21 protein-coding genes are annotated in these 23,699 nt (G+C 70.6%); 6 read left to right on the top strand and 15 right to left on the bottom strand.

Translation table 11 applies throughout. From position 1 onward, the window contains the following. Positions 1-6 precede the first annotated feature (6 nt). Positions 7-1,167, bottom strand: a complete 1,161-nt coding sequence (locus ACGFNP_RS57185; RefSeq protein WP_393333039.1) for an MFS transporter — start codon at positions 1,165-1,167, stop codon at positions 7-9. A gap of 90 nt (positions 1,168-1,257) precedes the next feature. Here ACGFNP_RS57185 and ACGFNP_RS57180 point away from each other — a divergent pair, with 90 nt between their 5' ends. Next, complete coding sequence (locus ACGFNP_RS57180) at positions 1,258-1,689, top strand: MarR family winged helix-turn-helix transcriptional regulator (RefSeq protein WP_393333036.1); 432 nt, start codon at positions 1,258-1,260, stop codon at positions 1,687-1,689. A 9-nt stretch (positions 1,690-1,698) separates the two neighbouring features. Here ACGFNP_RS57180 and ACGFNP_RS57175 read toward each other — a convergent pair whose 3' ends face one another. From ACGFNP_RS57175 to ACGFNP_RS57120, 12 genes are all read right to left on the bottom strand, one after another. After that, on the bottom strand, positions 1,699-2,619 hold the full coding sequence (locus ACGFNP_RS57175) for a hypothetical protein (RefSeq protein ID WP_393333033.1): 921 nt from the start codon (positions 2,617-2,619) through the stop codon (positions 1,699-1,701). Continuing rightward, positions 2,619-3,209: a hypothetical protein gene (locus ACGFNP_RS57170; RefSeq protein ID WP_393333030.1), complete on the bottom strand. Its 591-nt coding sequence runs from the start codon at positions 3,207-3,209 to the stop codon at positions 2,619-2,621. Before ACGFNP_RS57170 ends, ACGFNP_RS57175 begins: the two co-directional genes overlap by 1 nt. Further along, positions 3,206-5,908, bottom strand: a complete 2,703-nt coding sequence (locus ACGFNP_RS57165; RefSeq protein ID WP_393333027.1) for a BTAD domain-containing putative transcriptional regulator — start codon at positions 5,906-5,908, stop codon at positions 3,206-3,208. The genes ACGFNP_RS57170 and ACGFNP_RS57165 overlap by 4 nt, the downstream gene beginning before the upstream one ends. Positions 5,909-5,982: 74 nt before the next feature. Further along, a complete protein-coding gene (locus ACGFNP_RS57160) occupies positions 5,983-6,399 on the bottom strand; it encodes a Tad domain-containing protein (RefSeq protein ID WP_358329923.1) in 417 nt (138 codons plus the stop codon). Continuing rightward, positions 6,396-6,797 (bottom strand): TadE/TadG family type IV pilus assembly protein, encoded by a 402-nt coding sequence (locus ACGFNP_RS57155; RefSeq protein ID WP_250904734.1) that lies wholly within the window; start codon positions 6,795-6,797, stop codon positions 6,396-6,398. The genes ACGFNP_RS57160 and ACGFNP_RS57155 overlap by 4 nt, the downstream gene beginning before the upstream one ends. Beyond that, entirely contained in the window at positions 6,794-7,186 is a 393-nt protein-coding gene (locus ACGFNP_RS57150) for a TadE/TadG family type IV pilus assembly protein (RefSeq protein ID WP_358329926.1), read from the bottom strand. The genes ACGFNP_RS57155 and ACGFNP_RS57150 overlap by 4 nt, the downstream gene beginning before the upstream one ends. Before the next feature lie 47 nt (positions 7,187-7,233). Further along, a complete protein-coding gene (locus tag ACGFNP_RS57145) occupies positions 7,234-7,455 on the bottom strand; it encodes a hypothetical protein (protein ID WP_358329928.1) in 222 nt (73 codons plus the stop codon). Continuing rightward, a complete protein-coding gene (locus ACGFNP_RS57140) occupies positions 7,455-8,375 on the bottom strand; it encodes a type II secretion system F family protein (RefSeq protein ID WP_393333022.1) in 921 nt (306 codons plus the stop codon). The genes ACGFNP_RS57145 and ACGFNP_RS57140 overlap by 1 nt, the downstream gene beginning before the upstream one ends. Positions 8,376-8,386: 11 nt before the next feature. Next, positions 8,387-9,229: a type II secretion system F family protein gene (locus ACGFNP_RS57135; RefSeq protein WP_393333019.1), complete on the bottom strand. Its 843-nt coding sequence runs from the start codon at positions 9,227-9,229 to the stop codon at positions 8,387-8,389. Next, positions 9,226-10,524, bottom strand: coding sequence for an ATPase, T2SS/T4P/T4SS family (locus tag ACGFNP_RS57130; protein ID WP_358329936.1), 1,299 nt, complete (start codon positions 10,522-10,524; stop codon positions 9,226-9,228). Before ACGFNP_RS57130 ends, ACGFNP_RS57135 begins: the two co-directional genes overlap by 4 nt. Before the next feature lie 97 nt (positions 10,525-10,621). Next, positions 10,622-11,338, bottom strand: a complete 717-nt coding sequence (locus ACGFNP_RS57125; RefSeq protein WP_358329939.1) for a hypothetical protein — start codon at positions 11,336-11,338, stop codon at positions 10,622-10,624. A gap of 1 nt (position 11,339) precedes the next feature. Continuing rightward, positions 11,340-12,005 carry a hypothetical protein gene (locus ACGFNP_RS57120; RefSeq protein WP_358329942.1) on the bottom strand — a complete coding sequence of 222 codons (666 nt, stop codon included), beginning with the start codon at positions 12,003-12,005 and terminating at the stop codon, positions 11,340-11,342. A gap of 477 nt (positions 12,006-12,482) precedes the next feature. Between ACGFNP_RS57120 and ACGFNP_RS57115 the strand changes: the two genes are divergently transcribed. Both ACGFNP_RS57115 and ACGFNP_RS57110 read left to right on the top strand, forming a co-directional pair. Continuing rightward, a complete protein-coding gene (locus ACGFNP_RS57115; protein WP_393333014.1) occupies positions 12,483-18,107 on the top strand; it encodes an FtsK/SpoIIIE domain-containing protein in 5,625 nt (1,874 codons plus the stop codon). 164 nt (positions 18,108-18,271) lie between these two features. Continuing rightward, on the top strand, positions 18,272-18,439 hold the full coding sequence (locus ACGFNP_RS57110; RefSeq protein ID WP_393333011.1) for a hypothetical protein: 168 nt from the start codon (positions 18,272-18,274) through the stop codon (positions 18,437-18,439). Positions 18,440-18,453: 14 nt separating this feature from the next. On the opposite strand, the gene ACGFNP_RS57105 is transcribed toward ACGFNP_RS57110, so the two are convergent. Both ACGFNP_RS57105 and ACGFNP_RS57100 read right to left on the bottom strand, forming a co-directional pair. After that, the gene (locus tag ACGFNP_RS57105) at positions 18,454-19,815 is read right to left on the bottom strand and encodes a hypothetical protein (RefSeq protein ID WP_358329948.1); all 1,362 of its coding nucleotides are present in this window, start codon (positions 19,813-19,815) and stop codon (positions 18,454-18,456) included. A gap of 8 nt (positions 19,816-19,823) precedes the next feature. Next, on the bottom strand, positions 19,824-20,234 hold the full coding sequence (locus ACGFNP_RS57100) for a hypothetical protein (protein ID WP_358329951.1): 411 nt from the start codon (positions 20,232-20,234) through the stop codon (positions 19,824-19,826). 138 nt (positions 20,235-20,372) lie between these two features. On the opposite strand from ACGFNP_RS57100, the gene eccB reads away from it, so the two are divergent. The 3 genes from eccB (at position 20,373) to ACGFNP_RS57085 (ending at position 23,698) form a co-directional block, all read left to right on the top strand. After that, on the top strand, positions 20,373-21,803 hold the full coding sequence (gene eccB / locus ACGFNP_RS57095; protein ID WP_358329954.1) for a type VII secretion protein EccB: 1,431 nt from the start codon (positions 20,373-20,375) through the stop codon (positions 21,801-21,803). Positions 21,804-21,905: 102 nt separating this feature from the next. Further along, positions 21,906-22,250: a hypothetical protein gene (locus ACGFNP_RS57090; RefSeq protein ID WP_393333006.1), complete on the top strand. Its 345-nt coding sequence runs from the start codon at positions 21,906-21,908 to the stop codon at positions 22,248-22,250. Further along, on the top strand, positions 22,247-23,698 hold the full coding sequence (locus ACGFNP_RS57085; RefSeq protein WP_393333003.1) for a LysM peptidoglycan-binding domain-containing protein: 1,452 nt from the start codon (positions 22,247-22,249) through the stop codon (positions 23,696-23,698). The genes ACGFNP_RS57090 and ACGFNP_RS57085 overlap by 4 nt, the downstream gene beginning before the upstream one ends. The last annotated feature ends 1 nt before the right edge of the window (position 23,699 follow it).

The raw sequence follows: 23,699 nt of genomic DNA, 5'->3' as shown, positions 1-23,699 counted from the left end.
GGATCGTCAGGCGGCCGGGACGAGATGGCGGCGGGCCTGCGCACCGGCGAGTCCCGCCACCGCGAGCCCGGTCAGGCCGAGCAGTGCGGCCGTCCAGGCCGGAGCCGTGTAGCCGAAGCCCGCGTCGATCGTCAGCCCCGCCACGAACGACCCGATCGCGTTGCCCAGGTTGAAGGCGCCGATGTTGGCCGCGGAGGCCAGCGTCGGAGCACCCGCGGCGGCGTCCAGGACCCGGGTCTGCAGCGGCGGCACGGTCGCGAAGGCGGCCACCCCGAACAGCGTGATCGTGACGATGAACGCGACCTGGTTGCCCGCCACCAGAGCGAGGACCACACCCAGCAGCGTGAGCAGGGCCACCGAGCCGTAGATGCTCGGCATGACGGCCCGGTCGGCGAGCCGGCCGCCGATCAGGTTGCCGACCACGAGACCCACCCCGAACAGCGCCATGACGACCGGCACCGCACCGGGGGAGAATCCGCCGACGCTCGTCATGATCGGCGAGATGAAGGTGATCACCGCGAACACCGGCGCGAACCCGAACACGGTCATGGCCAGCGCCAGCCAGACGCCACCCTTGCGGAAGGTCACCAGCTCACGCAGCAGGCCACCGCCCTCGGGACGCGGCTGGGCGGGCACCAGGGCGAGCACGCCGACGAGGCCGGCGACGCCGATGACCACCACGACCCAGAACGTCGCCCGCCAGCCGAACGCCTGCCCGATCCAGGTGCCGAGCGGCACCCCGAGGACGTTCGCCAGGGTCAGCCCGGTGAACATGAGCGCGATGGCGCTGGCCCGCTTCTGCGGGGCGACCAGGTCGGCGGCCACCACGGATCCGACGCCGAAGTAGGCGCCGTGCGCGAACGCGGACAGGAACCGGCCGACCATGAGCACGGCGTACGAGGGCGCGAGCGCGGAGAGCAGGTTGCCCACGATGAACAGCACCATCAGCGACAGCAGCATGGTCTTGCGGGACAACCGGCCGCCGAGCATGGTCAACGGCGGCCCGCCGATGGCCACGCCCAGGGCGTAGCCGGACACGAGCAGACCGGCGGCCGGGATCGTGACGGCGAAGTCCGCGGCCAGCTCCGGCAGCAGCCCGTTGATGATGAACTCGGTGGTGCCGATGCCGAAGGCGCTGATCGCCAGGGCGAACAGGGCGAGTGGCATAGAATACTCCTCAGACGACGTTAGTAGGCGTAGACATTATTTGCACGCGCCGACTAACTCACCATACAAGCTTGTCCGGGAAGGTGTCACATGCCGCTAGCCGATGACGCCGTCGAGGCGCGCGCCCAGGGCTGGCGCACGCTCGCCGCGCTGCACGCCAGGATCGAGGACCGGCTGGAGAGGGCTCTGCAGAAGGAGCACGACCTGAGCGTGAGCGAGTACACCGTGCTCGACGTGCTGGGCCGCCAGGACGGCTGGCACATGCGCATGCAGCAGCTCGCCCGCGCGGTCGTGCTGAGCCAGAGCGCCACCACACGGCTGGTGACACGGCTGGAGAACCGCGGGCTGCTGTCCCGCTACCTGTGCGAGGACGATCGCAGGGGCATCTACACCGAGGTCACCTCGGCGGGGCGGGAGCTGCTCGGCCAAGCGAGCCCCACGCACGACACCGTGCTCAAGGAGGTGCTGGCGGAGGCGGCGGAGCTGCCGGAGCTCGCCCCGCTCGCCGCCGTCATCGCCTGAAGGCGTTGCCTATGGCCGGACGTTGCTCTGCACCTCGCCTACCGGCACGTCGCGGGTGACCCCCACCTCGACCGGCGCGAACTGGACCGGCACCCCGCCCGCCACCGTCACCGGCCACACGGTCGTCACGGTCAGCTGGTACACCTGCCGCGGCTGGTCGATCGACGAGCGCAGATACTGCACGCCACAGGTGAACGCGGCCCCCTTGGCGTACGGCTTGCCGGTGGCGCCGCACTGTTCGCGCACCTCGGCCCGGTCCTTGCCCGCGCCCGCGTCGATCTTGATGTTCTGGAGCGTGGCGACCACGGTGGCGCTCATGATGCCGGGCAGCGTCGCCGTCGCCGTCCGCCGCGGCTGGCCGATGCCTTCGAGCCACACGAACGTCGGCAGGTTGACGAAGGTCTTGGCGTCGGGGCTCAGCTTGACCGTCGGCTGGGGCACGGTGATCGCCGCCCGCGCGATCTCGGCCAGCTGCTCGAAGGTGATGCCGGAGGGCGGCGTGTCGTTCGGCGGCACAAAAATGAACAGTTCGAGCCCGGCCCAGCAGGTGGCGCCGTTGGGGTCGGAGGCGTCGTAGGCCGGCGTCCACCAGCGCCCCGGCTGCCCCTTCTTGTCCTTGAACTGCTTGACGAACTTCGTGAAACTCTCCTCGTCCGCCTTCACCCTGGCGAACTGGGTCTTCGAGTCCGTCTGGAACTTGAGCATCTCGTCAGCGGAGAGCCCCGGCTCGTACCAGCAGGGGCGCTTGATCCGGTAGCCGTCGCTCTTGCCGCCCTTGCCCACGTCGCCGGTGACCTGGATGCCGGAGTGTTCGAGGGTGAGGGCCCGCGTTCTGCCTTGTTCGGTCGTCCTGGCCCCCGTGGTGGGTTGGGGAGTGGGCGCGGACAGCAGCAACAGCCCTGTGACGAGCGCCGGGATCAGGGGATTCATCAGCTGCACCCTTCTTTGTCCTGGCGGAATTCCCTGATCCGCCACACACCGTCGTCGCCGCGATGCGCGAGCACGGCTTGGAGGTAAGGAGCGCGCACCCAGTCGGGCTGGGGCGCGACCGCCTTGCCGGTGGGCGTGGAGACGAGGCGTACGCCCCGCTCGTCCACGCACGTGTCGACCTGGGCTCCCTTGCCCATGACCGACGTGATCCGCAGCCGGTAGAGCCGCGCGACACCGCGCGCCGACTCCTTCCGGTCGGCGAACCCGCGCACCCACTCGCCCGCCTGCGGTATCAGCGGCGCCTCCAGGTGGCGCAGGTACTGGTTGTCGCCGGTCTCGACCGCCTTCCAACGCTCGACGTAGTAGTCGGCGAAGAGCCGTTGCAGCGCGTTGCTCGTCGTCCCCTTCTCCACCTTGACCTTCAGGGCGTCGCCGACCTCGACCGTCTTGCTCTGGGAGGAGGTGGGGGCGGGCCGCGTGGCGGTATCGCCGGTGGCGGGTGCGGGCGCGCCTCCGGGGACGTACGGGCGGTCGGGCGGGGCGCAGGCCGCCGCGAGCAGGAGTGCCAGCATTACCGTCATCCGCCTCATGCCGACGACTCCCTCACTATGTGGATGCGCCATGACGGCAGCAGTTCGTCGATCAGGGCCTCGGTCTCGGGTGCCATCCCGCCGCCGTAGGGGTGGGAGGACGCGCGCCGGGTCAGCCCCTCGACGACCGTGCGGAGCCGTACCGCGTCCTCGGTGGCGTGCGTGGCGCGCAGCAGGTCGCGCCAGAGCCCTTCGTCGTCGGTGGCCAGCAGCAGCGCCGCGCGTACGGCCGCGACCGCCGCGTCCGGGTCGCCGTGCGCCAGCCGGATCTCGCACAGCCGGTGGGCGGCGTCGGCGACCTCGGCCGCGACGTCGTACTCGAGCTCGTCGCCCGCCAGCCAGGCGTATCTCCCGGGCGGCCGTCCGCTCAGCAGCGGCCCTCTGACCAGGCCGAGCGCCTTCTCCAGGAGTACGGTCCGCGCCGCCGGATCGCCGTGCGACCGGCGGACCAGCTCGCGGAAGAGCGCCCAGTCGGTGCGCACGCCGGGCCCCAGCCGCAGCCGGCCCGCCTCGTCCACCCGCAGGTGTTCGCGGCCCACCCAGTCGACGACCCGGTCGATCGTGGCGTCCCTGACCATGGGCTGCACGCCGCGCGGCCACAGGACGCCGCCGAGGACGACGGGGTGCACGCCGCCGGGATGCGTGGCCAGGTAGACCAGCAGCTCGGTGGCCAGGGCCATCCGGCCCTCTTCGAGGGGGTCGCGGCCGAGGATCTCGATGGGGCCGAGCATCCTGACCTCCACCGCGGGTGGCGACAGCTCTTCCAGCGGCTCCGCCTCGGGCAACACCTCGCCGTCGAGCTGCTCGGCCGTACGGAAGAGATCGATCAGCGCCTGGTAGTGGCGGCGCGGCAGCAGCTGGGCGGTCACCTCGAAGCCCAGCTCCGCGATCTTCGCCTTGCCGTCGTCGGTGATCTCCAGGGTCCAGGTGGCGTGCGGCACGTCGCCCGTCACCACGTATCCGGCGGTGTCCTTGCGGGCGAGCAGCGCCAGGCGGCGCGCCTCCTCATGGGTGGGGGCCACGGCGGACAGCAGGTAGTGGGCGTCGCGCGGGCTGCCGGTGATGCGCCCGGTGAGCACCTCCTGGCGCGGGGCGGCGGTGGCCTCCAGCTCGGGCAGCACTTCGGCCAGGCTGCCCACGGCCCTGATCCGGTCGGGCGCGATCGCGGTCAGCTCGTCGCCGAAGCCGACGAGCGTGATGCGCATCCGGTCGGACCAGCGGTTGGTGGCCAGCTCCACGGCCAGCGCCGCGAGCGCCGCGGTGGTCTGCGGGCCGCGGATGTTGATCAGGCCCTGCGCCGCCTCCAGGTCGATCAGCACCCGGCCGCTCTCGTCGGCGCCGATCGAGACCAGCCCCGGGTACGGCGCGCCGCCGGGCTGCTCCTCCAGCAGGCGGCCCTCGTGCGCGGCCAGCCGCCACACCTGGCCACCGTCCTGGGCCATCCACGGCTCGGGCGCGTCACCGTCCGGCGGGTGGATCCACAGGTCGAGGTTGCGCGGCGACAGATGGGCGGCGTAGACGGTCGGCGGGGTGCGGCCCTGCGTGGCCAGCTCGGCGCCGAGCAGCCGGAGCCCGATGTCGAGGATGCGGGTGCCCGGCGCGTCGGCGCCCAGCCGGAGCGCGACCTCGGCCTGGGCGGCGTCGTCGCGCGGCCGGACGATGCGGCGGCCGAACGCCCGCCGCCAGAACTGCTCACGGCGCCGCCTGGCCAGCACGATCAGCAGGCCGGCCGCGGCCAGCGACGCGGTGGCCAGGTAATCGGCCAGGTCGACGCCGGAGCTCTCCGCCGCCGGCTCGGCTATGGTGCCCTGGGTGTCCCGCCGTTCGTGCGCCGGTCCCTGCTTCACGCTGGAGGTCTGGCGTACCTCGTCGGTGACCTGCCGATGTCCGCTGTGCGACCCCGCCGGGTGCTGCTTCAGCGTCTGGGCCCGCGCCTGGTTCACCGGCACGACGTGGGCGTGGCGCGCGTCGTCGGGCATGTCGAGCACCCAGCCCGGCCTGATCAGGTCGGCCATGCGCAGCCGGGTGCCGTCGGGCTGCTCCTTGTGCTGGTTGAGCCGGTAGATCTCGGGGTATCGGCGCCCGTCACCCAGGCACTTCTCGGCGATCTCCCACAGGCTCTCGTGGTGCCGGCCGTGCGGCGGCTGGACCACGTACACCTTCTTGGTCTGCCGCGCTTCTTGTGGCTGCTCCACGATCGGCGCGGAGTACGCGACCGTCGTCATGGGCGGCGCGGTGGGTGGCGGCGTCGCCAGCTTCGCGATGGGCACGACCATGGCGCCGGCGGTGAACAGCACCAGCACGGCCGAGACGAGCTTGTTGGCCAGCGCCTGGGACCCGCCGGAGAGCGGCACCCTGGCGGGCATGCCCACCTTGCGCACTCCCGCGTACACCTCGACGACCACGCACGCGAAGAACTGCAGCCAGGCCAACCAGACGAACAGCACCAGCACGGCCATGATCGTGCTCGGTCCCACGCGGCTGGTGAGCAGGTCGAGATCGAGCAGTTCGGGAGAGAGCGGCGGTCCGGCGAACGTGAGCAGCGCGTACGGCACACCGCCGACGATCGCCACGAGCACCAGGAGCGCGCCGAGGCCGCCCAGCACGTCGCCCACGCTCCGCCTGGCCGGGATGCGCACGGGCGCCTGACCCGGCCCGTGCGGCCGGCCCGCGGGACGCGCGGGTTCTCGCGTCGGCATCGCCTCTCCCTTCTCGTGTTCAGGGTCCTGCGTGGTCCTGCGCTGATCCATCGAGTGAGCGGAATCGGTCTGGCTCACCTGGCCTGTGGCCCGGCCGTGGCCTCGCCCTCCATCTCGGTGCCGGGAAAGCCGATGGCCTGCAGGAAGAAGGCCGTCCAGCGCACCTTCACCGAGACGGTCACCCCGTCCTGGCCCGGCGCGACGGCGCACGTGTCCCTGGTCACGTCGGCGCTGGCCACCGCCGTGATCACCTCGTCGGCCCGGTCGCACACCTGGCCGTCGCCGAGCAGCCGGATCTCGCCCGTCTCGTGGAGGTGGTCGACGTCGACCTGGTCGGCTCCCGCCCGCGCGGCCTGCTCGGCGACGTCGGCGGCCCGCAGCCGGGCGTTGATCGCCGAGCCGCCGTCCACGAGCAGCCCCGCCAGCAGGAACACCGCCACGGAGAAGAGCACGGTGAAGACCGACATCGTCCCGCGGTCGCGGCGGCTCATTCGGTCCTCCTCAACTGCTCCAGGGGCACCACCGAGGTGCCGGTCATCCGCTTGGTGCCGGGGAACCCGAGGAAGCCCAGGTCCAGCTCGCAGGTGACCTCGGCCTGTACCTGGCCGCCCTCCTCCCACTTGGAGCCGTCGAGGGACACGGCCGGGCTCTGGCACCGCCCGTCGAGCGCGGCCTTGACGCTCCTGTCGGCCGCGTCCCCGGCGGCGTCGAACGACCGCCGCACCGACGCGGCCCGAGCCGCGTCCCGCGCCGCGCCGTTGACCTCGCCCTGCGCCTCGACCAGCCGGCCGGCTCCGGCCAGGAACATCAGGAACAGCAGGAAGACGGGCGCCAGCATGACCGTCTCCACGGCCATCGAGCCGCGCTCACGCCGCCGGTTCTGGCTCATTCGCAGTCGTCACTCCCGTCGTCCGGGCGGAAGCACTCGACGGGACCGCCCGAGGTGGCCGTGATCGTGAACGTGAGCTCCGGCAGGAGCGGGATGACCTGTACGGCGCTGCCGGTCACGGTGACGAAGCGCTCGTCGGGGTCCTTCTCCGCGGTCGTGGCCGTCGCGTTGGAGAGCAGGCGGGGACCGATGGCGTGGACGATGTCGGTGGCCTTGGTGGTGGCCGCCCCCTCCCAGTCGCCCGAGTCGAAGGGGGCCGACCTGGCCACCCTGGCGCCTTCCCGGGCGGCCGCCTCGGCCACCTGGCGGCCGTGGAACCAGAGCGCCACCTGCACGATGAGCAGCACGACCGCCAGGATGACCGGCATCAGCAGGGCGAGCTCGATCACCGAGGCCCCGCGGTCGCGCTTGTGCCCACCTGGTCGCCGGGCAACTGTCACGGATTCCCGCCGGTCTGGCCGAAGCTGGTCTGGATCTCACCCTGCTTCTGCTCGACCAGCGTCTTGATCAGGGTGGCCAGCCCGAGGGCGACTCCGGCGATGATCGCCGTGATGATCACCCACTCGACCGCCGAGGCGCCCCGGCTGGAGGCGGTGCGGGCGCGGTGGATTCGTACGCCGAGGTAGGCCTGCAGGTAGATGACCCAGGGATGGTTCATTAGGACCCCAACATCTTCATAGCGGCGGGAAAACTAAGAAAGATCACGAAGCCCGCGCAGAGCAGGAGCTGGGCGACGAGCATCGACTGGGAGCGCTCACCGGCGCGGCCCTCGATCTCGGCCAGTTCGCGGCGGCGCAGCGTGGCGGCCCTCGCGGTGAGGGAGGCGCGCACCTTGGCGCCGTCGTCGGCGACCAGGCCGAGCGCGGCGGAAAGGTCGCGCAGCTCGTCGACGTTGATCTCCTCGCCGAGCTGGCCGAGCGCCTGCCACGGGGTGATGCCGACGATCCTGGCGCCGCTCAGCGCCTCGCGGATGCGCGACATCGCCCAGTTGGGCTGGTCGCCGCTGACCGAGACCGCCATCATCAGCGCCTCGGGCACGCCGCGCCCGCCCGCCAGGTTCATCGAGACGAGGTCGAGGAAGGCGCCGACGACGTGCCTGAAGTCGCGCCTCCTCGCCGTCGCGTCGCGCCGAATCTGAACGTCGGGCAGGAAGAAGAAGAGCAGCGACATGATCAGGGCGGACCAGAACGGGATGGTCAGGGACGTGCCCCAGCCCATCAGCGCCAGCCAGCCGAGCAGCACCGGGAAGGCCAGCAGCCCGGCCGACGCGAGCAGCGCCTTGGTGGCCAGATAGCCCTCGAACGACCGCCCGACCAGCGCCAGGTCGGCCTTGACCGACCGGACCTCCCAGCCGCGCGCGTGGTAGAGGTGGGCCAGGCGCACGCCCAGGCCGCGGCGGAAGGCGGAGACCTCCTCGTCGGGCAGGACGAGCTGGATGCGCGGCGCGTCGGCGTCCTCGCGGACGGCCTCGATCGCCAGCAGCCGCGCCACCAGGCCCGGGCGGGCCGGGAACAGCGCCCGAAGCAGCAGGAACAGGCCGAGGCCCAGCGCGGAGCCGGCCAGCACGCCCTCAACCATGACCGCCCCTCCTATTCATGGCCGCCTCCCGCGAGCAGGCGGGTGGGCTTGTCGAAGCGGGCCAGGCGCCGCATCCAGGCGAACCCGGCCCCGAACAGCGCCGCCACGACGACCAGCACGGCCTGACCGAGCACGCCGCGGTATTCGCTGACATAGGAGGGGTTGAAGACGACGAGCAGCCCGGCGAAGACCAGCGCGGTGACCACCACGATCTGGACACTGCGCCTGGTCGACCGGCGTTCGGCCTCGACGCGGCGGCGCATGTCGAGCTCTTCGCGAGCGGACACGGCCAGCGCCCCGAGCACGTCGCGCAGCCCGGGGCCGCGCAGCTTGGAGTTGAGTATCAGCGCGGCCACCACCAGGTCGGCCGAGGGGTCGTCGAGCTCGTCGGCGAAGTACGCGAGCGCCTCCGGCAGCGCCATGCGGGTGCGCAGGCGGTCGACCAGCGCGCGCAGGTGCGGTTTGAGCGTGGGCGCGGCGGCCCTGATCGACGACGGGATGGCCTGCTCCAGCCCGGCCGCGCCGGCGATCGTGTCGCGCAGCGACTCCGTCCAGGCGGCAAGACCTTCGAGGCGGCGCATCGCGGCTCGTTCCTCGGCGGCGCCGCCGGACAGGCCGCGCCACGCGAACACCAGCAGCACCGTGCCCACGGCCATGACCGGCCAGCCGGTGATGACCAACACCAGGGTCGCGGACACCGCGGCGATCGCGGTGCGGGTGGTGAGGGTCTTGACGAGTTCGCGCTTGGGGCGGGCCGGCCGGACGCGCATGCCGTACAGGGAGATGAAGAACAGGAACAGCCCGCCGCCGACGAGAGCGCCGGCGAGCAGGGCGAGCGGATCGAGGTTGATCACAGCCAGCCTCCGGGGTTGTATCCGTGGGCGGCGAGTTCTTCCAGGCAGGAGACGGGGGCGTGCGGCGTCGCGGTGCCGTCGGCGCCCGGGATGAACACCTCGCTCGACAGGACGCGGCCGTCGCAGCCGTTGACCTCGCGGATGCTGGAGACGTAACGGCGCAGGGTGCCGCCGCGGCTGTAGTCGTTGCGCTTCTCCACGAAGACCACGAAGTCGATCGCGCCCGCGATGAGCATGTGGGTGGCGTCGATCGGCAGCCGCTCGCCGGCCTGCAGCGCGTAGGTGGAGATGCGGTTGAACACCTCCATGCTGGAGTTCGCGTGGATGGTGGACAGGGAGCCGTCGTTGCCCTGGGTCATCGCGTTGAGCATCGTGACGATCTCGTCGCCGAGCACCTCGCCGACGATCACCCGGCTGGGGTTCATCCGGAGCGACCTCCTGACCAGCTCGGCCATGGTGATCTCGCCCTGGCCCTCGGAGTTGGGCAGGCGCTGCTCGAAGGCGACGACATTGGGGTGGAGCTCGGGGAACTGGTCGAGGCCGAGCTCCAGCGCGCGTTCGACCGTGATCAGGCGCTCGTACGGCGGGATCTCGTTGGCCAGGGCCCTGAGCAGGGTGGTCTTTCCGGCGTTCGTGGATCCGGCGATCATGATGTTCTTGCGGGCGCCGACCACCGCGCTGAGGAACCTGCCCACCTCCGGGCTCAACGTGCCGTTGCCCACGAGGTCCGACATGAACACCTTGCCGAGCCGGGCGCGGCGGATCGAGACGGCCGGCCTGAGCGTGACGTCCATGACCGCGCTCAGCCGCGATCCGTCGGGCAGGCGCAGGTCGAGCTGGGGGTTGGCGGTGTCGAACGGCCTGCTCGACAGGCCCGAGTAGGCCGCCAGTATCTGGATCAGCTCGATGAGCTCGTCGTCGGACTCGGCGACCGGCTCCCGCATGAGCTCCTGGCCGTCGGCGTAGCTGACGAAGACGCGGTCGCAGCCGTTGATGTCGATGTTCTCGACCTCGGGGTCGTCAAGCAGCGGCTGGAGGCGGCCCACGCCGAACAGCGCGGCGTGGATCCCGGCCGCGAGCGCCTCCTCCTCCTCGACGGTGGGAGGGGTACGGCCCAGGCCGATCTCGCTGCGCGCGTGCTCTTCCAGAACCTGGGAGATCAGCGCCCTGGCGAACTGGCGCTCGTCCTCGCCGGTCATCGAGGCCAGACCGTTGACCTGGTCGAGCCGGCGCTGGTGGGCCAGGCGGTCGCCGACCTCCTGGCGGAAGCGCTTGACTAGGGAGTGGTCGATCACTGGCTGCTCACTCTCGCGAGGAGGCGTCGCCGGGTTGTACGTGCCGGTCGCCTCGCGAGGTTGAATGCCATACCGAAATTGATAGGTGTCGTAGGTGTCATAGGTGACTCACCAACCGGCCCGCGAGGTCGCGTGCCGTGCGGATGAGCAGGCAGCGGTCGAGGCGGCCGCCCCACTGGCCGCGCAGCAGCTCGGCGCCTTTGGGATCGTGCGCGAGGCCGTGGACGAACTTGACGCTCGGGCCGACGATCCTGCGTACGTCGTCGATCGAGGAGCGGTAGTTGCGCGGGTCGGCGATCACGGCGACGCCGTGGGCCTTGGTGATGGACAGGCGTTCGCGCAGGTGGGCGACGTGGTCGAGGGTGGCTCTGGTGAGCAGCACGACCTGCTCGGCCTGCGCCATCAGATCTCCTAGCTGCGGGTAGGCGCCCAGGCGGCCGCAGTCGGCGATCACGTCGGCGTTCGGGATCGCGGCGAGCGCCCTGCCCAGCGGCCCCCACAGCCAGGTGAGCCCGGACGCCTGCTCGCCGTGGGTGAGGCCGACCAGCACGTCGAGACCGCCGACGATCTTCTGGGTGTGCTGGTGGATCTGCGCGGGCTCCAGGCCGCGCCGGGCGGTCGCGGCCAGCGTGAGCAGGCCCTTGCCCGGGTTGAGCACGCCGCCGTCGGCCGCGGGCAGCCGGTAGGCGAGGTCACCGCCCGCGGGGTCGCACTCGGCGAGGAGCACGGGGCGCGGCCAGACGGCCGCGAGTGCCGTCGCGGCAGTGGTCACGCCCGGCGCGCCCTTGTCGGCGGCCAGTACGATCAGCGCCACGTCAATTTACTCCGGGCAGGTCGGCCACGGCGATCTCACCGCTGGAGGCGTATTGGACTATGGTCTTCGCCGCCGCGGCGTCGACGATCACGGTGATCAGGACTGATCCACCGGTTCTGCCGCTGTCGCTGACGCTCTGGACGAGCGCGCTCTGTGCGAGTACGCGGCTTTCCGCCTGTTCGGTACGGGCTGGGACGTACACCACCTGGACCCGATGGCTTGCGACGATGCCGGACGGGAACTGCCCAGGTTTCAGGGCGAGGCCCACCTTGGCCTTGCCGGGCACCAGCTCGCTGCTGGCCTTGACGCCCATGTTGTGGGTCAGCAGGGTGCCGGGCACGATCGTGACGGCCGCGAAGCTCTTCGTCACCTCGCCCCTCTGTGACCAGGAGACGAAGTCGAGGCCGGTATTGGCGATCTGCACCTCTTCGAGCGCCTCGAGGGTGAACTGCTGCCCGGCGCCGATCTGCTGGGTGACCCGGATCGCGGAGATCCGGTCGCCGCTGCGCAGCACGAGCAGCGTCGTGGCGAGCGCTCCGCCGAGGATCAGGAGTACGGCGAGAGCGGCCAGGGCGGGCTTGCGTTCGCGGGGCGGCACGGGGAGCTTGCGCGAGGCAGGGCCGGACAACCCCGCCGTGTTGACGGCAGGCTTTTCACTGGTCCTCATGGGTGGGGGGCTCCCATTGTGAATTGTCGAATTCACGCCATTATGTGCACCCGCTTGTGGGAGCGGGGCTGGAATGCGAGGAACCATGCTCGTTTCGCAGGTGGCGCGGTGTCAACAAGAAATAATCGATGCCTATTGTTTCTACCAAGTTGACGAGGGTGGTTTTTTCGGGATAAGCGCGGCGATGGCGGGATGGAGTGGGGCGATTCGCGAGCCCACTCAGGCTCCGGCCTTGCATCTGCCCTGCTGGTGCTGGGGACGCCCACCCGCGCCCCTCTTTTCACACCATTCACTCCATTAACATGCGTTAGCCACCACCCCCTAAATGGGCAACCAAATCGTCGACTTTCCACAGGCCATAATTACCGTCGCCTGTTATCCACAACCCGGCCCTTCCATGCCATTGCCGCCAACCACGGGACCTACCCTTTCTTCGGGCGCTACCTTTGCGCCGAGGCCCGATCGAGGAGACGGCACATGCGGATCATGCTCACCGTGCTCGGCGAGCAAGGCGATCGTGACGTTGTGATCGAGGGTGACAACGGCGCCACGGTGGCGAGGGTGAGCGAGGCACTCAGCGGTCAGGCACCGCTGGCCGAAGTCGTCCGCCTTCCCCGAGCTCGAGCCCCCTACGGCATGTCGGTGACCGACCCCGGCGGCCGCCCATCGAGGCGGCACACCCGCGCCGACGGACCACCGAGCGCCCCCACCCCTGATCCGCGGGACATCACTGGCGGCCCGCGCAACCCCCTCGGGGCGCCCATCCGGGACCGGACCGAGGGATCCGACCGGAGCTGGACCGAGGGGTCCGGCCAGGAGGGGGCGGACGGGCCTGCCCGGAGCTGGGCTGACGGGGCCGACCGCAGCCGGGCGGACGGGCCTGCCCGGAGCTGGGCTGAGGAGGCCGACCGCAGCCGCGCATACGGATCTTCCCGGGGCCGGGCTGACGGGGCTGACCGCAGCCGGGCAGACGGGCCTGCCCGGGGCCGGGCTGACAGGTCCGACCGGGGCCGTACTTACGGGCCTGGCTGGCACGGCGCCGTGATCTGGCGCAATGGCCGGCCGCTCGACCCGCGCGCCCTGGCGGGGGCGGTGCTGCGCGACGGCGACAAGGTCACCCTCGACCCCCACCTCGCACGCTCCACGATCATCGAGGAGCCCGGCGGCGTGGCCGAGGTGCGGGTGGTCGGCGGCCCGGCCGCGGGCGCCGTTCACCGTCTGGGCCTGGGCGTGCACGTCATCGGGTCCGACCCGATGTGCGCGCTGACCGTCGCCGACCCGTCCCTCGCCCCCGAGGCCGCCACCCTGCGCGTGACCCCAGACGCGATCACGGTCGAACCGGCCCGCCACCGGGTGCCCCAGCAGACGCAGCGCCTCAAGCTCAAGGGCCGGTGGGCCGACGAGGTCGCCGAGCTCACCGCCCGGGTCGCCGAACGCGAGGCGGCGGAGCTGATGCCCGTCCACTACGAGCCGCCGACGCTGGCCGCCCAGCCGCTCACCGAACCCGTCGACTGGCCCGAGCACACGCTGCTGACCTGCGGATCCTCGGTGTTCACCCTGACCGCGATCGAGCCGCAGGACGCGCACCTGGCGCCCCTCCCGGAGGGCGGCGTCGCCTACAACCGCCCGCCACGACTACGCAGGCCCGAGCCCGAGCGCACCTTCGAACGCCCCCAGGAGCCCAGCCGCACCGAGGGGATGCGCCTGCAGTTGCTGGCCGCGCTTCTGCCCGCGGTGATGGGCGTCACGCTGGCCTACGTCCTACGTCAGCCGTACTACCTGCTCATCGCCCTGATGAGCCCCCTCATCATGATCGGCCAGTGGTGGAGCGACCGCCGCCACGGCAAGAAACAGCACAGAAAGGCCGCCAAGCAGCACAAGGAACGCCTGGAGGCGTACGACCTGGCGGTCGAGCAGGCCAGGGCCGAGGACGAGCTGATCCGCCGATCCGACGCGCCCGACCCGGCGCAGGTGCTGCTCACCGCCACCGGTCCACGCAGGCGGCTGTGGGAGCGGCGCATTCACGATCCCGACGCACTGCGGCTCAGGGTCGGGCTGGCCGACCTCCCGGCGAACCTGGAGCTCTCGGAGGAGAAGGGCGGCGCGATCTCGCCGCCGATCTGCCGGTCCGTACCGGTGGCCCTGGCCATGCGCAGGCTCGGCGTGGCGGGGGTCACCGGCCCGCGCGACACCGCGACCGGCCTGACCGGCTGGCTGATCGGCCAGGCGGCGACCCTCCACAGCCCGCGCGACCTGGCCATCGTGGTCCTGTCCGCGCACGCCGACGGCGAGCGCCGCTGGGGCTGGGTCCGCTGGCTGCCGCACTGCGCCCCGCGCGGCGGCGAGGACTGCGTGACCCTGGTCGGCACCGACCCCGAGTCCGCCGCCCACCGCGTCGCCGAGCTGGCCGCCCTCATCGACGAACGCCAGAACACCGCCATCCCCGAACTCGGCAAGATCCCCACGGGCTGGGACGACCTGGGCGGCCCGGAAACACCGGCTCTCACCTCCTACGACGTACGCCCCTACGACGTCCTCGTCGTGCTCGACGGCGCCCAGGTCCTGCGCGGCCTCCCCGGCATGCCACAGATCCTGCGCCAAGGCCCGCGTTCGGGTGTCTTCACCCTCGCCCTCGACGACGACCAGAGCCTGCTCCCCGAGGAGTGCGCCACCGTCGCCGCGTGCGCCGCGGACGGTCAGGTACGCCTGCTCGGCGGCGGCCTGGAGGTCATCGGCCCGGTTCTGGCCGACCTGGTGTCACCGTCGTGGTGCGACCGCGTGGCCAGGGCGCTCGCCCCGATCCGCGACGTGAGCAGGGACGACCCGGCCGGTCACCTCCCCGAGGCGATCCGCCTGCTCGACCTGCTGCGCCTGCCCGCCCCGTCCGGCCACGACCTCGTCACCCGCTGGCACGGCCACGGCTCCACGAAGGCGGTCATCGGCATCGGCCCCGACGGCCCGTTCTCCGTCGACCTGAGAGTGGACGGTCCGCACGGCCTGATCGCCGGCACCACGGGCGCGGGCAAGTCGGAGCTGTTGCAGACGCTCATCTGCTCGCTCGCGGTGGCCAACCGGCCGGACCAGCTCACGTTCGTGCTGGTCGACTACAAGGGCGGTGCCGCGTTCAAGGAGTGCGTACGCCTGCCGCACACGGTCGGCATGGTCAGCGACCTGGACGGCCACCTGACGCAGCGGGCCCTCGACTCCCTGGCCGCCGAGATCCGGCGACGCGAACGCCTGCTGCTGGCCGCCGGCGCCAAGGACATCGACGACTACACCGGCGAGCCGCTGCCCAGACTCGTGCTGATCATCGACGAGTTCGCCGCTCTGGTGGCCGAGCTACCCGACTTCGTCAACGGCCTGGTCGACATCGCCCGCCGGGGCCGTTCGCTCGGCATCCACCTGATCCTGGCCACCCAGCGCCCGGCGGGCGTGGTCACGGCCGACATCCAGGCCAACACGTCCCTGCGGATCGCGCTCCGGGTCACCGAGCCCGCCGAGTCCTCAGACGTCATCGACATGGCGGACGCGGCGCACATCTCCAAGTCGACACCTGGCCGGTGTTACGTGAAGTCCGGTGTGGGGGCGGCTGTGGCCGTACAGACCGCACGAGTCGGCGGCCGAAGCCCGGTAGCAAGCACGTCCCTCAGAGCCGACCGATCGGGCGCGACCGGACCGGTTGGAACGGGCGGGCCGGTTGGAACGGGCGGGCCGCTGCGCACGGACGGCCTTGCGGGTCCGGGCGCCCTTCCGGGTGGGATGCCAGGCCCAGGCGGCATGGCGAGCGGATTGGCGGGCGCGGGAGGGCTGGCCGGCGCGGGCGGTCAGCTGCGGGTGATCGACGTGGACTGGCGTTCCCTGGGCCGGGCGCTCCCCCCGCTTCCAGAGCCGCCCGAGGGGTCGACGGTCACCGACCTCACCGTCCTCGCGGACGCGCTCATCGAGGCCGCCCGCCTCACCGGCGTACCAGAGCAACCGAGCCCTTGGCTGGAACCGCTGCCCTCGACCGTGACCCTCGACGAGATCATCCCTTCCTTGGCGGCCGGGACGCTTTCCCTGGCGGCCGGAGCACTTTCCGGCTCAGGGCCGCTCGCCGGCTCAGGGACGGACACCGGCTCAGGACCGTTCACCGAAGTGGGCCCACTGGCCTTCGGGGTAATCGATCGGCCCTGGGCGCAGGACCGACGCCCGCTCGCGCTGGACCTGGCCCAGGGTGGCCACCTGCTCATCGCGGGAGCAGCCCGTAGCGGCAGGTCCACCGCACTACGGACGATCGCCGGCGCCATCGCCGCGCAAGCGTCCCCGGCCGACGTGCACCTGCACGCCATCGACTGCGGATCGGGCGCACTGCTCCCGCTGATGGCCATGCCGCACTGTGGCGCGGTCGTGACCCGCGACCAGCTCGACCGCGTCGAACGCCTGCTGGCCCGCCTCCGCGCCGAGGTGGGCCGCCGCCAGCAACTACTCGCCGAAGCCGGACACGCCTCGCTGGCCGAATACCGCCAGGCAGGCCACCGCCTCCCCTGGCTGGTCCTCATGGTCGACCGCTGGGAGGGCTACGTGGCGGCGTTCGAGGGCTACGACTACGGCCGCCTCACGGAGTCCCTCCTGCAACTACTCAGAGAGGGTCCGGCGGTGGGACTGCGGGCGGTGGTGACCGGTGACCGTTCGTGCCTGCTCGGCCAGATCTCCACGGTATTCGACGACCGCCTCCTCCTCCGCCTCGCGGACCCGGCCGACTACGGCCTGGCAGGCATGCCGATGAAGGGGCTCCCCACATCGATGCCCTCCGGCCGAGCTCTCTCGATGGGCGAACACGGCATCGTCGAAAGCCAGATCGCCCTCCTCACCCGAGACCCCTCGGGCCCCGCCCAGGTAGCGGCCCTCCAGTCCCTCGCCCGCGCGACGGCCCCTCTCCACAGCATCCCGACATACGCCTCCACAGCATCCTCGAAAGACTCCGCCCGGCTCAGCACGACCACCCCCGCAGAGCCTGGAACGAACCTCCGAGAGGCCATAGCGGGCGTACCAGACATCACGCCAAGCGACACCTCGGGCGGCACGTCACGTGGCGATGTCCCGGCCGGCACGTCAATCGGCGGTAGGGCGTCAGGTAGCGCGGCCGCGCCAGGTGGTGGCGTCCCAGGCAACGTGTCGCTGAGCACCCCAGGTGGCGATGTTCCGGGGGACACGGGTACGTCGGGCAGCGCAGGCGCGTCAGGCGGCGCATCCGGAAGCACCGCAGGTGGAACGTCAAGCGGCACCCCAGGTGGCGACGCTCCAGGCAGGACATCAGGCGGCGGCGTCTCGGGCGGCGCATTGGGCGACGTGGGCGTGTCGGGTGGCTTTGCCCGAGCGGGTCGGTCGGCTCGCCTGGGACGTGGTGCGTGGCTTTGGGAGGGAGAGCCTCCGCTTCGCGTTGACGCGCTTCCCATGCGCATCACCGCCGACCAGGCCATGGACCTGGAACCGAACTTCGCCCGGCCTTCGCCCCTATGGGCGCTGGTCGGCGCAGGCGGTGACGCACTCGCTCCGATGGGTCTGGACCTGCTCGCGCACGGTCCCGGCGCCGTCGTCGCCGGGCCGGCCCGCTCGGGACGCTCCTCAGTGCTGGTGACGGCCGCCAGGTCCCTCATCTCGTACGGCACACCGGTCGTCGCCATCGCCCCCCGGCGTAGCCCGCTGCGTACGCTGGACGGTGTTCTCGCCGTACTCGATGGAGACGGAGCGGGGCTACAGGAGCTGCTCGCGAACCGCGACAGCTACGTGGTGATCGTGGACGACGCCGAGCTGATCAACCCGGACTCCCCCCTCGGTACGGCCCTGGAAGAGATCCTCCGATCAGGTCGGGACGGAGACCACGGCCTCATCATCGCGGGCGCGACAGGCGACCTGGCGACGGCATACCGCGGCTTCGTAGCGGAAACCCGCAAGTCGCGCACCGGCGTACTCCTGTCGGTACAGAGTCCGGCAGACGGCGACCTGTTCACGGTCCGTCTACCGCGCGGCTCCGTCGGAGGCCCGCCAGGACGCGGCCTGCTGGTCACCATGGGCAACACGACACCCATCCAAGCCGCCATCACGGACACCGGACCGCCGTAGAACCGGGCGAACCACACGCCCGTCTGAGCGCCGAGCCTGCCCAGGCGTCCGCCTCCGGAGCGAGGCGCGACGCGTCCAGGGCGCGTAGGGGCGCGTCAGAAACGGGTGGAGGACGGACGTCTGCACCCGCCACGAACTTCTCGGCGTTCCACGTCGGGATCACCGTGGGGCCGTGGGTGGGCGGGCTGGCGATCGGGGCCGGGTTCGGGTATCCGGTGGTGGCCTGGATCGGGGCCGGGCTGGATGTCGCCGCGCTCGGGACCGTGGGGCTGGCCGCTCTGCTGGACAAGCGCGTACGTACGAGTGATCCGGCCACGCACGCGCACGTGTGAACGGGCAGGGACGGTCAGCCGATTCGGTCGGTGACGACGCCCTCGGTTTCGCCGCCCCACACGTCGTCGTCCTCGGTCAGCCAGGTGCCGCCCTCATTGGTTCGCTCCTCGGCGCCCGCGCCGCCGCCGCCCATGGGCATGAACGGCATGCCTGACCCGGTCCCGCTGCCTGCCTTGGCCGAGCCCAGGCCGTTCGACAGGCCCGAGCCCATGCTGCCGTTACCTCCGGCGCTCGTGAGGGGTCCGGTGGCGGGCGAGGAGGAGTTCGGGGAGCTCGGGGAAGTGAAGTTGGGGTTGGTGGTCGTGGAAGTGGGGGTGGAGGAGGTGGGGGTGTTGCCGGAGTTCCAGTCGGCGGGGGGCTGGAAGTCCTCCAGTTTGGTGGAGGTGGGGCTGGACAGGCCCTTGGTGGGGTCGGTAATGCCCGACGTGGGGTCTGTCACGCCCTTCGTCGGGTCGGTAAGGCCCTTGGTGGGATCCGTGACGCCGCCCGTGGGGTCCGTAACGCCCTTGGTCGGGTCTGTCGCGCCGTTCGTGGGGTCTGTCGCGCCGTTGGTCGGGTCCGTCGCGCCAGTGGTGGGGTCCGTCACGCCCTTTGTCGGGTCGGTCAGGCCCTTGGTGGGATCCGTGACGCCGCCCGTGGGGTCCGTCACGCCCCCGGTCTTGTCCGAGCCGTCAGAGGAGCCGTCGTTGAAGCCTGCGCCGTTGTAGTCGCCGTTCCCCAATCCGTTCGTGCCGCCGGGGTTGGAGAAGTCCGTGTTCAAGGGCGTGACGGGAGGGGACGCAGCGGCGGGGTCCTTGATGTCCGGGATCTCTTTGTGGAAGGAGTCCGGCAGGTTCTGGTAGGTCTGCGTGAGGTCGTCGTTCAGCAGGCGCAGGTGCTTGCCGGCGAGTTCGTCCTGGGAGCCCCATTCGATGCCCTTGTCCATGGTGCGATACCAGCCGACCATGGAGTCGTCCCAGGTGTAGGTGTTGTCGGCCCAGGACAAGCCTCCCTTGTCCATGAACTCCTGATGCTCGCGGATCCTGTCACCGAGTGACTGCAGAGGGCGGCCCATCCAGTTGAGCTTGCCCGACAGCTCGCGCACCGTCGCGTGCAACACCCTGAGGGCTTCCTGCGCCTCGACCGACGCCTTGCCACCCCAGCACTTCGCCATCTCGACGTTGATGTCCTCGATGACGCGCTGGGCACCGGCCAGCGTCGAGCAGGCGTCGAGGTAGGCGTTGCCCGCCTGCTTGACGGCATCCGCGTCCAGCGACTGGACGAAGGTCTTGACCTCGGCGACGCTCCTGCCGTCGTCGTCCACCCCAAAGGTCGGGCAGTACGTCTTGATCATGTGCGTCTGCTTCTTGGTCTTGATCTTCTTGTCTTCGGCCACGGGAGCTCCTACGCCTCCTTGTTACCGAGGTTGGCGAGATCGACGCGCTCGTAGTTGCCCGCGCCCGCGTTGATCAGCTCGATGGCGATCCGCGTCTTCTCGACGACCTCGCGGTAGACCTCGGTGAACTCCTTGTGCCCACGCTGGACCGTTTCGACGAAGGCCTGCCCGCCGTCCCATCGCTTGACCTGCTCGACGGTCGCCTTCAGGCCGATGAGGTTGGCCTTCATATCCAGGTCGTTGACGGACCCGGACTTCTCCCCTGAGAACTTGGCGAATTCATCCGTAAGCTGCTCGGCGAGCTTCTTGAGCTTGCTGGCGCTGTACGTGACGCCCTCGCGCTCGGGATCGAGCCCGGCCCAATCCGATTCCAGATGCCAGCCCTGGACCGGCGGACTCAACTTATCGGGATCTGACACAGCAACCTCCCCGGGCACCACTGACCACAAACTTTACCCATATATCACGATCTAGTGCCCTCATTTGCGACATAACACCCACTGTCCTCATAGGCAACACTCCTATGCTGTCCTCAGGCTGGACCGGAACGGAGTGGCATGCAGACCCGCAAGGATCTCTACCAGGCACATCGGCTCATGACCCAGCGCCTGGGTATGGCCCTGTTGCAGGGCGAACCCGACCTACCCGAGTCGCCGATGCGGCGGCACAACGTGGCGACGTTCGCCGGCGTCATGATCGGCGTCCTCATCATCGCCGGGTTCGGCATCTGGGGCATGCTCAAGCCGGGCGGTGCGACCAATCTGCGGGACGCCGGTCAGCTCATCGTGGAGGAGGAGACGGGCGCCTCCTACGTCTACAGCCAGCAGACCGGCCAGTTGCTGCCCGTGGCCAACTACGTCTCCGCCCGGCTCCTCCTGGACAGCGACGCCATCAAGGTCAAGACGGTGTCCACGGAGTCGCTGGCCGGCTTCGCGCGCGGCGGGCAGGTGGGCATCCCGGGCGCTCCCGACTCGCTGCCCAAACCCGAGCGGCTCATCAAGTCGCCCTGGTCCGCCTGCGTGGTGGACGCGACCGACGCCGCCGGGGGGCGCAAGTCGTACGTGACGCTCGTGGGCGGGACCGACGTCGGCGGCGCGCCGGCCGGAAGTGACGCGCTGATCGTCAGCGATGGGCGGCAGAACTGGGCGCTCTGGGGCAACCAACGCATGGCCGTGAAGAACGTGAGCCGGCTCACCGACCAGACGCCCCGGCGGGTGCCGACCTCGTGGATCAACGCCATCGCCGAGGGCTCGGACTTCGCCGCGCCGCAGATCCCCCAGCGCGGCCGCAACATCCCCGGACCCGGCGGCTCGACGTTCAAGGTCGGGCAGGTCTTCAAGGTCGCGCCGGTCGCCGGCGCCCCCGCGCGCTGGTACGTCATGCTCGCGGACGGCCTCGCGCCGATCACCCAGACGCAGGCGACGCTGCTGGTCCAGGATCCGGCCAGCCAGGCGGCGTACGGACGGAACCACGTGCGGGAGATCCCCATCGACGCGGCGGCCGCCAACGCGACGAAGGTGTCGGCCCAGCGGATCACGGGCGGCGGCATGCCGGCCACGATGCCGCGCTTCCAGGTGCCCGCCAGCTCGGCAGCGCTGTGCATGGTCTACGCCAACACCGTGAAGGGGTCCGTGAAGGGCACGCTGACCGTGGGGAGCCGGATGGCCATCCCGACGCCGGCGTCGAACGGCAACCCGGAGAAATTCGACCAGGTGCTGCTGCCGCCGGGCACGGCGGCGCTGGCGGGGCTGTTGCCCGCCGAGAACCAGCTCTCTTCGGTGCAGCAGTTCTACCTGGTCACCGACCAGGGGAAGAAGTACCGGCTGGCCACGCCCGACGTCCTGACCAAGCTGGGCTACGACGCCTCGAACGTGGCCCCGCTGCCCGCCCACCTCCTGCACCTGATCCCTGAGGGACCGACGCTGGACCCGGCGGCCGCCAGGACACCGGTCTCCGACACCCCGGCGATGCGCTCAGGTGGCTCGTAACCAGCTCAGGTGGCTCGTAAACAGCAGGTTTCCTGGACGACAAATAGCCGTGAACATTACTATCAATGGGACATATGTGGCTTTGTGATGCCTGGGGGGCCGATGGGGGACAAGACCGAGGGGTATGAGGTCATACCGCCGGATCTGAAAAAGGCCATGGAGACCTGTGCCGAGCAGGCCCCGATCGTCCGCAACTGCATGATCGCCTTCGCACCGGCCAAGCTGAGCACGAGCGACTTCGGCCTCGCGCCAGGAGCAGATGAGTTGGGCGCGGCGTACGTCGACGGCACCGCGGAGAACAACCACCGGGACAAGCGGTACGAGTCGGTCTACGGCTACCTCGGTGACCTGGCCGACGCACTGGAGTTCATCACCACGGCCCTGGAGGTCTCCGCGTACAACTACCAGGCCGGCCACCAGGCCAGCCAGGTCGGAGGCACCAGATGAGCCACGAAGGCAGCATGAACCCGCTCCAGTGGCACTGGGCGGATTGGCACTTCGAGATCAACTGGGGCTCGCTGCTCGACCCCACCCCGCTGCTCAACACGATCACGTCCATGTGGCGCGCACTCCCCACGCTCATCGGCGGCGATGAGACCGAAGGGCGGCTCAGGGCCGCCGCCGCGGCGCACGACAGCCTGGCCGTCAGCCTCGACAAGGTCTTCGACGCTCTGGACGGGCGCGCCCAGGGCCAGCACGCCGGCTACCTCGACAAGATCGTGAAGGAGTGGAAGGGCAAGGCCGCCGACGACTTCAGGAAGGTCTGGGGCCTGGTACTCAGGCAGGACAACCGCGTCGCGCTGAAGAAGAGCTGCACGGAGATCGCCAACCTGCTCAGGATGGTGGCGGACTCGGCCGCCCACACCAGGCAGGCCATCATCGAGCTGCTCAAGACCGCGATCATCTGGTACGCGGCCTTCATAGCCCTCAGGTGGGCCGCCGGCGTATGGGGTGGATGGCTGGCCGCGGGAGCCGCCTACATGCGGACGACGAAGATCGTCCTTCTGGCGGCCCAGGTCCTCACCAGGTTCGCGTCCGTCCTGAGGATCTGTGCCGGTGCGCTCAAGGTCCTGCCCGTGGTCGGCCGGCTGAAGTGGGTGGCCAAGCTCGGCACCGCCACACGCACCGCCACGGCCATGACGAAGGCGGAGTTGACGGTCGCGAAGTTCAAGAAGTACTCGGCCTTCGCCGACAAGTTCGCCGCGTCGAGCTTCAAGGCGTACGCCAAGACCTCCGGCAGCGTGTACGCGGGCGTCATCGGCACGCAGATGGTGGCCCAGGGCATCAGCGGCCACAGCCTCTTCAACCTCGCCCCCCTGACCTTCACCCAGGCGGCCCGCATCACCACGGGCGCCATGGTGATGGCCACCTTCGCCCCCATGTCCGGATTCTTCGGCAAGGGGATCCTCCAGGGCGGCACCGCGGCGAGCTGGGCGGCGACCCTGACCAAGACGGGCGCCGCCGTCGGCGAGTCCGGCATGGCCTTCGGTGGCTTTGTCGGGATGCGCAACTGGGCGTACGAGCAGGTCAAGCTCAAGCTGCCCGGAGCCAGGGTCGCCGGGAAGCCGGGCAACATTCACAAGCAGTTCTGGGGTGGCATCCCGACGTCCCTCTTCCGGGTGTGGCGGCCCCTGCAGACCAACCCCGACTTCGGCGAGCTGCCCCAGTCGAACGTGCCCGTCGCCAGCGGCCACGCGACTCCGCCGTCACGGGTCGACACCGCGAAGGTCGGCTACTGGCCCGTCAACAACGGGTCGCTGTACGACATCGCCGAGAAGGTGTACGGCGACCCCGACCGGTGGCGCGAGATCTACGCCGCGAACAGGGACATCATCGGGGACGACCCACGCAGCCTGGTGCCCGGACAGGTGCTGCGGATTCCGCTGGACGAGTAAG

This window comes from Nonomuraea sp. NPDC049269 (genome assembly GCF_043197155.1).
GTDB lineage: Bacteria > Actinomycetota > Actinomycetes > Streptosporangiales > Streptosporangiaceae > Nonomuraea.
Note: the sequence above shows the minus strand (reverse complement) of the source record. Positions and strands in the feature narration are given on the sequence as shown.